14 protein-coding genes, 1 pseudogene and 1 riboswitch are annotated in these 14,768 nt (G+C 58.6%); of the genes and pseudogenes, 5 read left to right on the forward strand and 10 right to left on the reverse strand.

Annotation, left to right across the window (positions count from 1 at the left end; all coding sequences use genetic code 11):
* Window positions 1-43: 43 nt before the first annotated feature.
* From RCI20_RS03085 to RCI20_RS03115, 7 genes are all read right to left on the reverse strand, one after another.
* Entirely contained in the window at window positions 44-850 is an 807-nt protein-coding gene (locus RCI20_RS03085; protein ID WP_306603078.1) for a cobalamin-binding protein, read from the reverse strand.
* A gap of 5 nt (window positions 851-855) precedes the next feature.
* A complete protein-coding gene (locus RCI20_RS03090; protein WP_306603079.1) occupies window positions 856-1,788 on the reverse strand; it encodes a cobalamin-binding protein in 933 nt (310 codons plus the stop codon).
* Window positions 1,785-2,777 carry a threonine-phosphate decarboxylase CobD gene (gene cobD / locus RCI20_RS03095; RefSeq protein ID WP_306603080.1) on the reverse strand — a complete coding sequence of 331 codons (993 nt, stop codon included), beginning with the start codon at window positions 2,775-2,777 and terminating at the stop codon, window positions 1,785-1,787. Before cobD ends, RCI20_RS03090 begins: the two co-directional genes overlap by 4 nt.
* Entirely contained in the window at window positions 2,770-3,762 is a 993-nt protein-coding gene (cbiB, locus tag RCI20_RS03100; RefSeq protein WP_306603081.1) for an adenosylcobinamide-phosphate synthase CbiB, read from the reverse strand. Before cbiB ends, cobD begins: the two co-directional genes overlap by 8 nt.
* Complete coding sequence (gene bluB / locus RCI20_RS03105; RefSeq protein WP_306603082.1) at window positions 3,759-4,523, reverse strand: 5,6-dimethylbenzimidazole synthase; 765 nt, start codon at window positions 4,521-4,523, stop codon at window positions 3,759-3,761. The genes cbiB and bluB overlap by 4 nt, the downstream gene beginning before the upstream one ends.
* A 40-nt stretch (window positions 4,524-4,563) precedes the next feature.
* Window positions 4,564-4,737, reverse strand: a riboswitch (cobalamin riboswitch).
* Between the two features lie 41 nt (window positions 4,738-4,778).
* On the reverse strand, window positions 4,779-5,135 hold the full coding sequence (locus RCI20_RS03110) for a DUF86 domain-containing protein (RefSeq protein ID WP_306603083.1): 357 nt from the start codon (window positions 5,133-5,135) through the stop codon (window positions 4,779-4,781).
* Window positions 5,132-5,383, reverse strand: coding sequence for a nucleotidyltransferase family protein (locus tag RCI20_RS03115; RefSeq protein ID WP_373691462.1), 252 nt, complete (start codon window positions 5,381-5,383; stop codon window positions 5,132-5,134). The genes RCI20_RS03110 and RCI20_RS03115 overlap by 4 nt, the downstream gene beginning before the upstream one ends.
* A 153-nt stretch (window positions 5,384-5,536) precedes the next feature.
* On the opposite strand from RCI20_RS03115, the gene RCI20_RS03120 reads away from it, so the two are divergent.
* The 5 genes and pseudogenes from RCI20_RS03120 to RCI20_RS03140 form a co-directional block, all read left to right on the forward strand.
* Window positions 5,537-7,012 (forward strand): cobyric acid synthase, encoded by a 1,476-nt coding sequence (locus RCI20_RS03120; RefSeq protein ID WP_306603084.1) that lies wholly within the window; start codon window positions 5,537-5,539, stop codon window positions 7,010-7,012.
* A gap of 104 nt (window positions 7,013-7,116) precedes the next feature.
* Window positions 7,117-8,892, forward strand: coding sequence for a DEAD/DEAH box helicase (locus RCI20_RS03125; protein ID WP_306603085.1), 1,776 nt, complete (start codon window positions 7,117-7,119; stop codon window positions 8,890-8,892).
* Window positions 8,893-8,907: 15 nt separating this feature from the next.
* Window positions 8,908-10,617, forward strand: a complete 1,710-nt coding sequence (locus tag RCI20_RS03130) for a DUF262 domain-containing protein (RefSeq protein WP_306603086.1) — start codon at window positions 8,908-8,910, stop codon at window positions 10,615-10,617.
* A 113-nt stretch (window positions 10,618-10,730) separates the two neighbouring features.
* Window positions 10,731-11,087: a hypothetical protein gene (locus tag RCI20_RS03135; protein ID WP_306603087.1), complete on the forward strand. Its 357-nt coding sequence runs from the start codon at window positions 10,731-10,733 to the stop codon at window positions 11,085-11,087.
* 202 nt (window positions 11,088-11,289) lie between these two features.
* Window positions 11,290-11,538 (forward strand): annotated as a pseudogene (locus RCI20_RS03140) (helix-turn-helix domain-containing protein); the annotation flags it as partial.
* 108 nt (window positions 11,539-11,646) lie between these two features.
* On the opposite strand, the gene RCI20_RS03145 reads toward RCI20_RS03140, so the two are convergent.
* The 3 genes from RCI20_RS03145 to yjjJ all read right to left on the reverse strand — a co-directional run bounded on the left by RCI20_RS03145 (window position 11,647) and on the right by yjjJ (window position 14,573).
* A complete protein-coding gene (locus RCI20_RS03145) occupies window positions 11,647-12,690 on the reverse strand; it encodes an AAA family ATPase (protein ID WP_306603088.1) in 1,044 nt (347 codons plus the stop codon).
* 348 nt (window positions 12,691-13,038) lie between these two features.
* The gene (locus RCI20_RS17725; protein ID WP_373691472.1) at window positions 13,039-13,281 is read right to left on the reverse strand and encodes a helix-turn-helix domain-containing protein; all 243 of its coding nucleotides are present in this window, start codon (window positions 13,279-13,281) and stop codon (window positions 13,039-13,041) included.
* A complete protein-coding gene (gene yjjJ, locus RCI20_RS03150; protein ID WP_306603089.1) occupies window positions 13,197-14,573 on the reverse strand; it encodes a type II toxin-antitoxin system HipA family toxin YjjJ in 1,377 nt (458 codons plus the stop codon). Before yjjJ ends, RCI20_RS17725 begins: the two co-directional genes overlap by 85 nt.
* Window positions 14,574-14,768: the final 195 nt, after the last annotated feature.

Here is a 14,768-nt window from a genome sequence, read left to right on the forward strand (position 1 = left end):
CCAAGGCAATAAGTGTTTGCCGCAGCGTCGGCGCAGGTATGCGTCACTGCGCCAGGATGTCGAGCAGCAGTGGCAGCCCTTCACTGATGGCGACCGGGCCGGGCGTCAATATGATGGCGGACTTGATTTCGTGCATCCGGCCCTGGTTGACCGCAGGAATGCTCTCCCAGCCGGGCCGGGCGGCGACCCGCTCGGGGCGGAAGTGCTTGCCGCACCAGGAGCCGATGATGATGTCCGGCGCGGCGGCAATGACTTCTTCGGGCGTTGGTCGGCGATCCTTGGCCAGCGGCGAGCGGGCGCGCTCGGCGAAGATATCCTCGCCACCGGCGATTTCGATCAGCTCGGAGGCCCAGCGCAGGCCGCTGATCAATGGATCGTCCCATTCCTCGAAATAGACGCGCGGCCGGCGGCCGCTGCGGGCGATGCGTTCGGCAGCGATTTGCCGGGCCTGTTCGATCTGCGCTTCCAGCGTGGCGACCAGCGCCAGTGCCTTGGCCTCGGCACCGACCAGTCGGCCGAGCGTTTCGATCATCGCCAGGATGTCTTCGACGCTGCGCATGTTGAAGGCGTAGACCGGGATGCCGGCCTTGATCAGGTCGCGGGCGATGTCGGCCTGCAGATCGGAGAAAGTGAGGACCAGATCGGGGTTGACCGCAAGAATCTTGTCGATGTCGCCCGTCGTGAAGGCAAAGACCTTGGGCTTTTCCTTGCGCGCTTCCGGCGGCCGGACGGTATAGCCGGAAATGCCGACAATCCGCGCCTGTTCGCCCAAGGCATAAAGCACTTCGACGGTTTCGGTGGTCAGGCAGACGATGCGCTGGGGCAGGCGAGAAGAAAGCGGCAAAGACATGGCGTTCACTTTTTCGGACGACGGCTGCGTGCGACATCGAGATGGGCGCAGAGTTTCTCGGCCCCGTCGAGAATGCGCGGCGTGTGGCGCTGCATGATGTCCGGGTTGATGTGGAAAAGGTTGTTGCGCTTTACTGCGGTCATGCGCGTCCATTTGTCCCAGTCGTGCAGCCATTCCGGCTTGGCGTCGCCCATGCCGGTGGCGATGATGGCTTCCGGATCGGTTTCGATGACGGATTCGATGCTGATCCGTGGCGCCATCTGCGGCAGGTGGCCGAAGACGTTTTCGCCGCCGCACAAGAGGATCGCATCGCTGATGATTTGCGGGCCGCCGACCGTCATCAGCGGCGCTTTCCAGATCTGGTAGAAGGTGCGGACTTTCGGCTTGTCGGCATTGGCCTGGCGCAGTCCGGCCAGACGCTGGCGAAAGTTTGCCGCCGCCGCATTGGCGACGTTTTCCGTGCCGGCCAGTTGGCCGAGGCGTTCAAGCTGGCCGGCCACGTCTTCCATGCGGTTGGGTTGCGAGATATAGACCGTCAGACCGAGCGCCCGCAGCTTGTCGGCCTGCGTCATGTTGTTGCCGCTTTCCCAGACCAGCACCAAGTCGGGTTTCAGGGCGATCACGGCTTCCAGATCAACGCGCGAATAACCGCCGACACGCGGCACTTTTTTCGCCGCCGGCGGGTAATCGCTGTAATCGACCGTGCCGACCAGCTTGTCGCCAGCGCCGGCGGCATAGAGGCTTTCCGCGATATGCGGGGCGAGCGCGATGATGCGTTTGGCCGGCCCGGCCAGCCGGACTTCGCGCCCGGTATCGTCCTTGAACACGCGTTCGTTGGCCTGCGCAGGCGTTGTGGGCGAAAGCAGCAGAAATACTGCGGTCAACGCGCTGAACGGGCGAAAAAGCCGGAGTTTGCTCAAAATGTTCGTCGGTTTCATGCGGGATTCCAGTCGGCGAGGGCGTTTTCCAAGGCGAGCCAGCCGGCTTCGTCGCCGGGCAGGCCGAGGCGCAGCAAAGGCTGGTCGGCAAAATGCCGGGTCAGGATGGCGCGGCGGGCTAGATGCTCATGCAGTTCGCTGGCCTGTGGCGTTTTCAGCGTGGCGAACAGGGCGGTCGAACGGACTTCGCCCAACTTTTCCAGCAGCGCATGCAGACGTTGTCCTTCGGCCAGCAGGCGGGGCCGCATGGCGTTTTGCCAGGCGCGATCGGCCAGGGCCAGGCGGGCCACTTCGCGCGCCGGGCCGGACAGCGTCCACGGGCCGATGCCCTCGGCCATCTTGTGGCGCAGTTCCTCGCCGGCAAACAGGAAGCCGACACGCACACCAGCCAGCCCGAAAAACTTGCCGAGCGAGCGGAAGACAATCAGGTTCGGCGCATCGGCCGTGCCGGCCAGCGCGGTGACGCTGTGTTCCGGTGTCGCGTCGATGAAAGCCTCGTCGATGATCAGCCAGCCGCCGCGTTTTCTGAGTTGCGCCGCCGCATCGACCAGCGCCTCGCGGCTGTGCTGGTGCCCGCTCGGATTATTCGGGTTGCACAGCAGCACATACGGCGTGGCGACGCCCAGCGCGCGGCTCAGGGGCGCGTTGTGCAGCAGACGCAGCTTGTGCCCGGCACGTTGCCAGGCTTGCAGATGTTCGCTGTAGATCGGCGTGATGCAGGCGACGGCGGCGCGCGGCAACAAGGCCGGCAGCCACTGGATGGCGGCCTGCGATCCGGCGACCGGCAGCAGGTTGGGGTTGCCGTAGTAATCGGCGGCAGCCGCTTCCAGCCCGTCGTGCTCTTCTGGCAGGCGTTGCCAGACGGCTGGCGGCAATGGCGGCACCGGCCAGCCATGCGGATTGACGCCGGTCGACAGGTCGAGCCAGTCGCTCAGCGGGATGTTGTAACGGGCTGCGGCTTCGCGCAGGCGGCCACCGTGGTCAAGCATGGGGCAGTCCAGTCAGGAAAGATTGCACCCAGGGGTGCAGAAAATGATTCAGTGAAGCAATCAGCCAAAGGCCGACCAGCCACAGCCAGAGGCTGCGCCGGACCAAGGCGATGGCACGGGCCAGGTCGGCGGCGACCGGGGCCGGACCGCAGCCGAGCGGTGGCCGGATTTCCTCCTGCCCGTGGTAAATCGCCGCGCCGCCACATTGCACGCCGAGACTGCCGGCGCCGGCTGCCATCACCGGGCCGGCGTTCGGGCTGTCCCAGCCGGGGGCCTGGGTGCGCCAGCAGTTGAGCGCCATGCGCGTCTGGCCGAGCAGCGCGTAAGTCAGCGCAGTCAGGCGGGCCGGCAGCCAGTTCAGGGCGTCATCGAAGCGGGCAGCAAAGCGGCCGTACAGGTTGTAACGAGTCGTCCGGTAGCCCCACATCGCATCCAGCGTATTGGCCAGCCGGAACAGCACGGCGCCGGGGCCGCCGAGCAGCGCGAACCAGAACAGGGTGGCGAAAATCGCATCGTTGCCGTTTTCCAGCAGCGATTCGACGCCGGCCTTGGCAACGCCGGATTCGTCGAGCGCCGAGGTGTTGCGCGAGACAATCCAGCCGACGCGTTGCCGCGCCTCGGCCAGATCGCCACGTTGAAGTGGCCGGGCAATGGCTTCGGCGTGTTCGCACAGGCTTTGCGCGCCGAGGGCAAAATACAGCAGCAGCACATCGACGACGAACGGCGCCAGTGGCCGCACAGCCCAGGCCAGCGCGACGAAGGGCAAGACCACCAGCGACCAGCCGAGCCAGCCGGCGGCGATTTGTCGTCGTTTCGTATGTGCCTGTTGCGGATTCAGCCAGCGTTCGATGCTCGCTGCCAGATTGCCGAAACCGACCAGCGGGTGAAAGCGCCGGAATTCGCCAAGCAGGCGGTCGAGCGCCACGCCGAAGGCAGCGGCCAGCGGCATGGCGAAATATCCGTCAAGCAGCAGCGGGAAGGTCATGCCGGGAAAATGCCCTGATCCTGGATGGCCTGCTGCATTTCGGCCAATATTGCGGTCAACGGCATTTTTTGCCCGGAATCGCCGGCATCCAGTTCGCCCCATTGTTCGTGATACAGCAAATCGGTCACCGGCAGGCGCGGCAGCCAGCCGGCCTTTTCCAGTTCCGGCTTGGCGTTGAAATGGCTGACCTGGCCGATGCACAGGTAGGCAATCGGCACGATGTGGTGCGGAATCCCCAGCGCATCCTGCAAGGCCTTCTCGTGAAAGATGCTGACCCAGCCGACGCCCAGCCCTTCGGCGCGTGCGGCCAGCCACAGGTTCTGCACGGCGCACACGCTGCTGTACAGGTCCATGGTCGGCATGTGCGTGCGGCCCAGCACCACCGGCCCGCTGCGCGAACGGTCACAGGTGATGCACAGGTTGAGCGGCGCGTCGAGAATGCCCTGCAGCTTGAGCTGGCTGTAAATCTCCCGCTTTTCTGCCGGGAACATCGCGGCGGCTTCCGTGTTGGCCTGCTGGAAGACGGCGTGCACGCGTTGTTTTACGGTCGACGAGCGGACCAGCAGGAAATTCCACGGCTGCATGAAACCGACCGACGGCGCGTGGTGCGCCGCCATCAGGACGCGGGCAAGCACCTCGTCCGGCACCGGATCGGGCAGAAACTGGCCGCGCACATCGCGCCGGTTGAAAATGGCCTGATACACCGCCGCCCGGTCGGCGTCGGAAAAAGCGTGCGCCAGCGGCGCAGTCTGGTTTTCCATGGATTCCCCTTCTGGAAAAGCGCAGGCGGCCTGTCCAAGCCGCCCGATTTTGTCCCCCGGCCGGTCTTCTGACTCGGATTCACCCGGCCGATGCACCTTCCCGCTTGCGCAGTGGCTTAAGCATCGCCCGTCATCCTTACAGCGCTGGGCACGTGGCGGATTCGCACCGCCTTCCCGATTCTCCCTTGCGGGCACCGAGAGACATGGAAGGGAAGGATGCTAAGCGAGGCAAGACTGTGAAGCAAGAGCGGCTGGCTATTCCGAAACCTGCTGCGTCGACCGGATGGCTTGGATCGTGGCATGGAAATCCGGGAGAACCTGCTGGATGGTGTTCCAGACCATTTTGAGGTTTACGCCGTTGTATTCATGCACCAATCGATTGCGCATCCCGGAAATGTTGATCCACGGCACCTCGGGATATCTTGCAGTAAGGTCCTTGCTGAGTTTGCCTACAGCTTCCCCAATGATCGCAATATTTCGCAGCACGGCGTCCTGGGCCATGTCATTGGCCACGAAGTCAGCCAAGTCCATGCCGTTGACGTAGCGGTTAATTTTGCCGATGGCCAGCAAAATATCGTCCAGATAGCCAGCATCGCGCTGCACTGCCTTCACAGCTTTTTCGCCTCAGCCAAAACCTGTTGCCGGAATCTCACTGGCAAGTCATCCGGCGTCAGGACATCGACCGGCCAACCGAGCTTGCTTTCCAATGCTCGCTGGAGTGCCACCATGTCGAGCAAGGTTGCGTTATCCGGTGCATCGACGAGAAGGTCGATATCGCTGGCGTCTCTATCTTCGCCATGAACGATGGAGCCAAAGACCCGGACATTGCGCATCCCCATGCTTGCAGCAATTGAAAGCACGGAGTCTCTGTGGGTAAGCAATGTTTCCGCTGGTCTCACGTTAGATCTCCAAATCGGGGTAAGTAGGCCAATGATCGTACTGCAATTGTAGGTCCTACTTTGGCACGATCAAACATCGGTGATAATCGCCCGTTTTCTCCCGCTGAATTCACCATGCTCAAAAACGCCCTGATGGTCCAAGGCACCACCTCCGATGCTGGCAAAACGACGCTGGTTGCAGCGCTGTGCCGCATTTTGCAGCGCCGGGGAGTCAAGGTTGCGCCGTTCAAGCCGCAGAACATGGCGCTCAATTCGGCGGTGACCGTCGATGGCGGTGAGATTGGTCGGGCACAGGCGCTGCAAGCGCTGGCTTGCGGCCTTGAACCGCATACCGATTTCAACCCGGTGCTGTTGAAGCCGACGACTGACAAGAAGGCGCAGGTGATCATCCACGGCAAGGTCGCCACCGACCTCGATGCCAAGGCTTACCACGACTACAAACCACGGGCGATGGGCGCGGTTTTGGCCTCCTGGGCGCGGTTGACCGCAAAATTTGACTGCGTGCTGGTCGAAGGCGCCGGTTCGCCGGCCGAGATCAACCTGCGCGACCGCGACATCGCCAACATGGGCTTTGCCGAGGCGGTCGATTGCCCGGTCATCATCGTCGCCGATATCGACCGTGGCGGCGTCTTCGCGCATCTGGTCGGTACGCTGGACTTGTTGTCCGAATCGGAACAAAACCGCGTCGTCGGCTTCGTCATCAACCGCTTTCGCGGCGACATCGCGCTGCTCGAATCCGGTCTCGACTGGCTGGAACAGCGCACCGGCAAGCCGGTGCTCGGCGTTCTGCCCTATCTGCACGGATTGATGCTCGATGCCGAAGACGCCATTGCCACGGCTGCGGTCGACGGCAAGAAAAGCGCGAAATTGAAAGTGATTGCGCCGGCCTATCCGCGCACGTCGAACCACAACGACCTTGATCCGCTACGCCTGCACCCGGAAGTCGATTTCCGCTGGATCGCGCCGGGCGAAACCCCGCCGCCGGCCGACCTGATCGTCCTGCCCGGCTCCAAGGCTGTGCGCGCCGATATCGCCTGGCTGCGCGAAAAAGGCTGGGACCAGGCGATCGCCCGACACCTGCGTTATGGCGGCAAGGTGATCGGCTTGTGTGGTGGCTACCAGATGCTCGGCGAAACCATTCATGATCCGCTCGGCCTGGAAGGGCAAGCGGGCAGCACGCCGGGCCTGGGCTTTCTCGCGGTCGACACGACGCTGGAGAGCGAAAAGCAGCTACGCAACGTCAGCGGGCATTTGGCGCTGGCCGGCGCGCCGGCCATGACTGGCTATGAAATTCACCTCGGTGTGACCCGCGGCACCGGTTTGTCGCGCTCCGCCGTGCACTTGGTAGATGGGCTGGAAGGGGGGCGACAAGACGGCGCCATCTCGGCCGATGACCTAGTATTGGGCACTTATTGCCACGGCGTTTTCGACCATCCCGAGGCGTTGACCGCACTATTGGCCTGGGCTGGCATGCGCGACCCCGAAACCATCGATTTCGCCGCCCGTCGCGAAGCCGATTTGAATCGCTTGGCCGATTCGGTTGAAGCGGCGCTGGATTGGGAAAAACTCAGGCCGTATTTGCCAGTTTGAATGCAGCGCAGCGGGGAAATTGGCTGAAAAAGCCAGTCCCCGCTGTTTGGTTTCGCTCTCCTAAGTGACATAATCTGACGATTACAAAAGCATAGGGGGCGGCCTTGGCTGCGCTGATACCGGCAATCGGCACCTGCGTCTCGCGCATGACGGGCGGTGAACGGCGCCTGGCATATCGCCTCGAACAAAAACTCGAAGCCGACTGGCTGCTCTGGTACGACGTACCGCTCGGCCCGCGCAATGTGCATCCCGACTTTGTCGTCTTCAACCCGCGCCGTGGTCTGCTGGTGCTCGAGGTCAAGGACTGGAAGCTCGACACCATCCGCGATATCGACCGGCAAAGCGTCAGCATCCTTACCCCGCATGGTCTCAAACGCGTCGTCAACCCACTCGAACAGGCCCGGCAATACGCTCACGAAGTCAGCAATTTGCTGCAACGCGACCCGCAGCTCACCATCAACAGCGGCCGCCTGCAGGGATCACTGCTCTTCCCGTGGAGCTACGGTGTCGTCCTCGCCAACATCAGCCGCAAGCAATTCGACAGCACCAATCTCGGTGACGTGATCGAAGCCCATCGTGTCATTTGTCAGGACGAAATGACAGAAAGCATCGATGCCGAAGCCTTTCAGGAACGGCTGTGGGGCATGCTGCCCTTTGCCCGCAGCGTGCCGTTGTCGCTGCCGCAGATCGACCGCATCCGCTGGCACCTGTTTCCGGAAATCCGCATCGTCGCCCCCGTGCAAAGTGGCCTGTTCGACGAGCCGGAAGCGGAAATTCCCGACATCGTCCGCGTCATGGATATCCAGCAGGAACAACTGGCGCGCAGCCTTGGCGAAGGCCACCGCGTCATTCACGGCGTGGCCGGCAGCGGCAAGACGCTGATTCTTGGCTACCGCGCTGAACACCTGGCCAAGGTCTGCGCCCGGCCCATTCTCGTGCTCTGCTACAACCGTACCCTGGCCAAGCGGCTGGCGCGCAGCATGGCGGCCAAGGGGCTGGCCGACAAGGTGCTCGTCCATAGTTTCCACCAGTGGTGCCGCGCTCAACTCGTCGCCTACGATGCCGGCCTGCCGGAAAACGGCAAGGACAATGATTTTTACGCTTCCGAACTGGTCGACCGCATCATTCGTGCCGTAGACGCCAACATCATCCCGGCCGGCCAGTACGACGCCGTGCTGATCGACGAAGGCCACGACTTCCAGCCGGAATGGCTCAAGCTCGTCACCCAGATGGTCAACCCGAGCACCAACTCGCTGCTCGTTCTTTACGACGACGCCCAATCCATCTATGGCCGCGACAAGCGCGGCAAACTCAGCTTCAAGAGCCTGGGCATCCAGGCCCAGGGGCGCACCACCATCCTCAAGATCAACTACCGCAATACGCAGGAAGTGCTCGAACTGGCCAGCGGCATCGCCAGCGACCTGCTCAAGCCCAGCGCCTCGGACGAAGACGGCGTACCGCTGGTCGCCCCGGTCAGCGCCGGCCGCCACGGCCCCAAGCCGCTACTGATCAAGCTGCCGAGCATTCAGGCAGAAGCCGACTACATCGCCAAGCACCTGAAAGAAGCCCACAAGACCGGCACCCCGTGGAGCGACATGGCGGTGATCTACCGCGACTACCCGCACATCGGCAAACCGGTATTGGCAACGCTGAGGAAGGCCGGTATCCCGGTGACCTATCAGGACGACATCACCTTCGCCGAAAAGGAAGACACCGTGAAGTTCCTGACCATGCACAGCTGCAAGGGGCTGGAGTTCCCGCTGGTGGCGATACCGGGGGCGGGGCGGGCGGTGGATGAAGGGCGGAAGGATGAGGAGGCGCGGTTGTTGTATGTGGCGATGACGCGGGCGACTAGGGAATTAATGATATGCGAACAATAAGGGTTGGGATACAGAATGAAAATTGATGCAAGTGATAAAGAGATTCAAGATATATTTTCTTTAGGGTATTTTAGAATTCCACGATTCCAGCGTCCGTATTCGTGGGAGCGTGATGAGGTTGAAAACTTTTGGGATGATGTTGTATTGGATCAAGGAAGTGATTATTTCATTGGTTCTATGGTTGTTTATCAGCAAAATAAGCCGTACTTTGGGATTGTTGATGGGCAGCAGCGGCTGACTACAATAACTCTAATGTTGGCGGCAATAAGAAATGAATTTGCGGCAATAGGTGAGGATAACCTTGCTCGTGGTGTTCATAAATATGTTGAACAGCCAAATATAGATAATCAGCAAGAGTTTGTCTTGAATTCTGAGACGTCTTTTCCTTATCTGCAGGCACACATTCAAAGTTTTGATGGGTATAAGTTTCAGTGTGATGTCGGTGTAGAAGAGCAAAATCTCATGGCTGCTTTTCAGATAATTTCCGATCGACTGCAAGCAAAGATCGGCAAATCTAACAGCGTGGATGGACAGCTCTCGTTATTCTCAGAAAAAGTGGCTGTCGGGACTTTGAAATCATTGCGCGATAAGATACTTTCTCTGAAGCTTGTATTTATTCAGCTGGATAATGAGCAGGATGCATACTTAATTTTTGAAACTCTTAATGCGAGAGGTAGGGATTTAAATACGTCAGATTTGGTGAAAAGCTTGCTTCTGAAAAAAATTCGTGCGACTAGTGCCACTTTGGATTCGGCAAAGGAGTCTTGGAATGCATTGGTTAAAAGTTTTGATGACATAAGTGAAACAGGCGTTCTTGATACTTTTTTGCTCCACTATTGGATATCTGCTCATGCCTATACGACAGATAAAAAACTATATTCAGAAATATCAAGATTTGTTGGTGATGACGACCAGAAAGCGGCTGGTTTATTGAGATTGTTGAGTGATTCAGCAAATATCTATCGTGTGCAAATTAACCCTGTTGGACATTTTTGGAGCAAAGAAGAGTTTGATATTAAGAAAACTCTTATTGCGTTTCGTTTGTTTAAAGTAAAGCAACAGTCGTCGATGGTTTTGTCGATTCTTCGTGCCTACTATAAAAAAATAATAACCCTTCGCGTTGCTAAGGTTGCATTGCGAAAAATAGAATATTTTCACTTTGTCTTTAATGCTGTAACGTCGCAACGGTCATCTGGATCTATTGCAACAATTTACTCAAGTCATGCTATACGATTGAGTAATGCAAAATCTAATGATGAATGCCAAATAATTTTTAGCTCTCTATTTCTGGCATTGTCAGATAAGTTGCCAAACTACGAGGAGTTCGAAGTAAAATTTTGTGAATTTGAGTATTTGTCAAATATAACAAAATACAAAAATGTCATTAAGTATGCCTTGAGTTTATTGTATGGCAATACTATTTGTGGGCTAGATATTAACCATGATTCGCTGACGATTGAGCATTTGATTCCTGAGTCTTCTATAAAAAATGGGGTTTCTGCATCAATTGTTGCAAATATTGGTAACCTTATTCTTGTTGACGAAAAGACTAATAGTAATGATCTTCGTGATAAATCTCCCGTTGAAAAAATAAAAAATCTTAAGAGTTGTGGCTACCCTTTGGAGCTTGTCGGTGTTTGTTCGGATGATTGGAGTGAGCTTGATATTAAAAACAGAGCAAAATTTGTCGCGTTGTCTTTGTATAAGTCAATGAAGATTAAATAACTAAAAAATCGGTTTAAATCGTAGAGAACCACTAAAACGGGTCGGAGTGAATTAATTTAATTCGGCAATTAATCACCCTGACTTCTTTAGTTTCTTTTGTCAAAATATTCGAAATGACACCAACCCAATCCAAACAAATCATTTCATCCCTCGCCAACGGCGTTGATCCGGAGACCGGCGAACTGCTTCCTGCTGAGAGCGTCATCAACGATCCGCAAATTGTCCGGGCGCTTTTCGTTGCCGTACAGGCGCTGGAAAAGGCCGAAAAGCGGGTGGAGCGAGAACGTTCCTTGCCGGAAAATGCCGGTGGCGCGTGGTCGGCTGAAGAAGATGCCGATCTGCTGGCCTGCTTCGATCAGGGCGTCAGCGCCAAGCAGCTTGCGGCAAAACACCGGCGTACAGAGGGGGCGATTGCTTCTCGTCTGGTGCGTCTGGGACGCATCGCCGACCGGGCCGAGTTGAAGAAATAGGTGGCAAGGGTCGGGTTGATCTCGGTTTATTGCCGATTCCTACGGTCGACCGCAAAACCGGCGGCAATTCTTTTTGCGATCTGAAAAGTGTTTCTCAATATTCACAAGCCGGTCAGTTTGACTAGTATGAGAAACACTATGCCTACCAAAGCCCGCCAATTCCCGCCGTCGTCGCCGATGCTGCCCTCGGTGTCGGCTTCGAACCCGGCGCAAGGCCTTGCAGGTCAGTGTCACGGCTTTGGCCGAGGCAGCGGGGATGTCGCGGGTGAGCGTGCATCGCATCGAGCAGGGTGAGCCATCGGTGACGATGGGGGCTTATCTGAATGTGCTGGCGGCGCTGGGAATGAATTATTGGGCAACGGATACAGGTGAAGCGCCGTCAAAAAACGCGGCGGACGACAAGGCTGGCTGGTTATTGGCATGGTCGTGCCAAATTCTGGCTCGATTTTAGGTGGCCGATTTTTTAGCCATTTTCCCCGGTTGACCGCAGAAACCTACCCCAGCCGCCCAATCCGTTCCGCTGTGGTCTGCACCTGCCTTTCCAGTAGTTCGCTCATGCTCATCCTGGCATTTTGTTCTTGTACCAACTCGCCAGGCTTTCGTCCTCCGGGGCATAGTCACCGTAGGCCGCACGCCAGACTAAGCCCTTTTCACGCAAGGCATCCAGAGCAGCCTGAACCGATGGAACCGAAACCTTGTCCTGCTGCAAAAGGCTGGCATACGCGCGCATCGAGGCCTCGGAAAAGGGGACGTAATTCCTGCCCTGAGCGATGAGGGTCTCCAGCACCGCCCGCTGAATGTCAGGCAAGCCGGCGAACTCGCTTTCCATTGCGCCCCACATCCGCTCCTTGATTTCTTCCGCACCATTCTTCAGCGCCTCACCAAGGTGCTCCGCGCCAGCATCCAGGGCAATCTCGCCGACGATGCTCCGCAGCATCTCTGGGCGGTGCCCGACCAGTTTGAAGGCTTCAAACATGTCCTCGTGACGAAACTGGTTGTCATCCGCCAGCATCGGGTTCACGAAGTCGGTATAGGCGTCGGTGAAATCCTTGGTCAGCAAGGGGAAGCGCGTCACCTGGGAGCCGAAAAAAGGCTGGGTACGTTTCAACACCAGATGGGCCAGCTTGTCACGGTTGGAACCCGTCAAAACGATGAACAGCCCTTGCTGCCCGCTCCCCTGGTTCAAGTGATCGCGTGCCGCCTTGAGGGCAAACATGGCATCCACGCCGGCCTGGGTTGAGAGTGCGTGCTGCGCTTCGTCAATGACGATGGCGACGGGCGCTTTCCCGGCCTCAACCAAAGCCTCCAGCGCATCAGCCAGCGTCAGCCCGGTTGGTAGCTCCAGGGAATCGAGGTTCAGGCTCAAGGCGCCGAACACATTCACTTTTTCAAGCCCGCTCGCCTTGGCCATCTTGGCGATGACACCGGCAAAAGTACCAATTTTCGCTTTGACAGCACTGGTAATCAGCAACGTCGGGTCTTTCGATTTGTCCGCCCACAGGTCCACATAGATCGTGGTCCAGCCTCGCTTTTGCATGGCGGGAAGCAGGTCTTCACGCAGGAAAGTGCTTTTCCCCGTGCGTCTTGGTGCCGCCAGGAACAAGCCGGAGCGACTATCCGCCAAACCTTGGCCCCCCAAGGCTGTCGCAATAACTCTCCGCCAGACCTGGGCAATGGAAGGTAAACGGCTTGATTGCACTCATCCTGGGCTCCAACTTATGGCTACTTATGGTTGGAGTTATAACTTATGGTTTTCGACATAAGTCAGGATAAGTTGGCTCAACATTCGATGTCGGCCTCCTCAGGGCAAGCCGGTTTTCCAGACTTTTGCGGTCAACCGGGAAAAAACAGCCAAAACCAAAATCGGCCGGGTATTACCGGCCGTTGTTTCATCCCTTGCCCAACTCGAATCAGTGGCGTTTGACGTCCTTCAAGGCGCGCTTGAAGGCTTTCAGGTCTTTCGCTGCAAAAACTGATTTCTGCCGCCGACTTGATCGGGAATTATTTTTTTAGCCTGCACGTAACGGCGAAAGGTCGGGACGGAAACTTCCAGATATTCCGCTGCTTCGCTGACGGTGAAAGTTGCGCTGACAACTGCGTTCCAGAAACCTACCCCAGCCGCCCAATCCGTTCCGCTGCGGTCTGCACGTGCCTTTCCAGTGCAGCAAGACAGTCGCCAAATCCGCCAGTGAATCCCGCTTCCTTGTTCAAGCGTTCCAGATAGGCCTGTGCCAGCTTGAGTGCCTGGTCCCACAGGGTGGTGCTGATCTGACTATAGAACCCGGCGGCGGGCAACGTGGCGGGGAGTTCGCCGCTACTGCGCGGGGCGAAGGCCATGGGGAGCATGTCGTAGGCCGGGGCTAGGTCGTAGGGGCGGCCGCTGTCGGTGACGAAGGAGAGGTTGCCGGGGTGCATGTCGGTGTTGCCGATCAGCGTGCCGAAGGCGTGCAGCAGGCAGGCGGCTTGGTGCGCTTCGCTGGTGATATGGCGTTCGGCGAGCAGGCGGGCGGTCATGGCCGGCCAGCCGCCACGGCCGAGGCCGATGAATTCGGCGTCCATGGCGCTGAGCGAGATGAGGCCGCGCCTGCCGTGCGGGCCGATGCGGTCGAAACGTTCAACTTCGAGAAAGCGTTGCTGGCTGTGGTCGATGATCCGTGTGGCAACGGCGGCAATTGCGTTTTCGCGCAGCAGCGTGAGTGCGTGGTGTTCGGCCAGCAACAAGTCGCGCCAGCGTTGGGCGATGGGGTTGTCAGCGCTCGCACCGAGATCGAGTGAAAATTTGACCAGTACGTGGCGCGCGCCGTTGGCCGTTTCGGCATAGGCGCCGAACTTGGGTTGCTCGCCGCCGGCCGATGAGGCCGGAGTTTCGCCGTTAAGCGCTTGCCGGGCGCGTTCGGCGTAGGCGGCGGCAAGCCCGCCAGCCGGTAACGCCACTGGCTCGGGGCGCTGGATGAAGTGCGTGCGCCCGGCGTCGCCGACGATCAGATTGCCGATGGCGTCGCTGCCCGGTTGACTGAGCAGGGCGCGCAGGATGTGTTCTTCCTGCCAATCACCCAGGCGGGGCGGCAGGGCGAGTGTTGCCGCCTGGGCGGCGACAAAGGCGCGACCGAGAAAACCTTGTGGCCGCATGTCGTCCAGCCACCAGGGGAAGCCTTCGCTGTGGCTGGTGCTGCCGTCGGCCTTGGTCATCACGTAGCCGGTGGGCTGCACCGGGCTGAGTTGCCCAAGCGTCTCGACCTGGCCTTCTGGAGTGACGCGATAGATGGGAATGTCCGGCACGGCCAGCAAGGGCCGGCGCAGCGCGTAGTGAATCGATTGATAGTGGCCAAAGCGGATAATCTGATTGCCCAGCGACTGCATGGCACGGGACAGCGTAGCTTGGCTAACCCCCATTTTTTCAACCAAATGACGCGCTTTAAGCGGGCCGCTGGCAAGTAATGTACGGATGCTTAGCACGTGATCGGTAGGCAAGACGAATCGATTCATGAATAGATTGACGAATCGATAATAGGCTAATCCAGTCCGATTGACCATTGCAGTTTTTCCCCTGCGTGAGGGATACATCCCGTGCCCGCTGATTATGTGCGGCAAGCGACAGAGATAAGTACCGGGCGCCTTTAAGCTTTCCTGTCGGCGCAGTGACGCCTAAGGGGAGGGTGTGTATGAAGAGTCTGCTGAATG

Origin of the sequence: Azonexus sp., from assembly GCF_030824335.1 — a bacterium.
Taxonomy (GTDB): Bacteria; Pseudomonadota; Gammaproteobacteria; order Burkholderiales; family Rhodocyclaceae; genus Azonexus.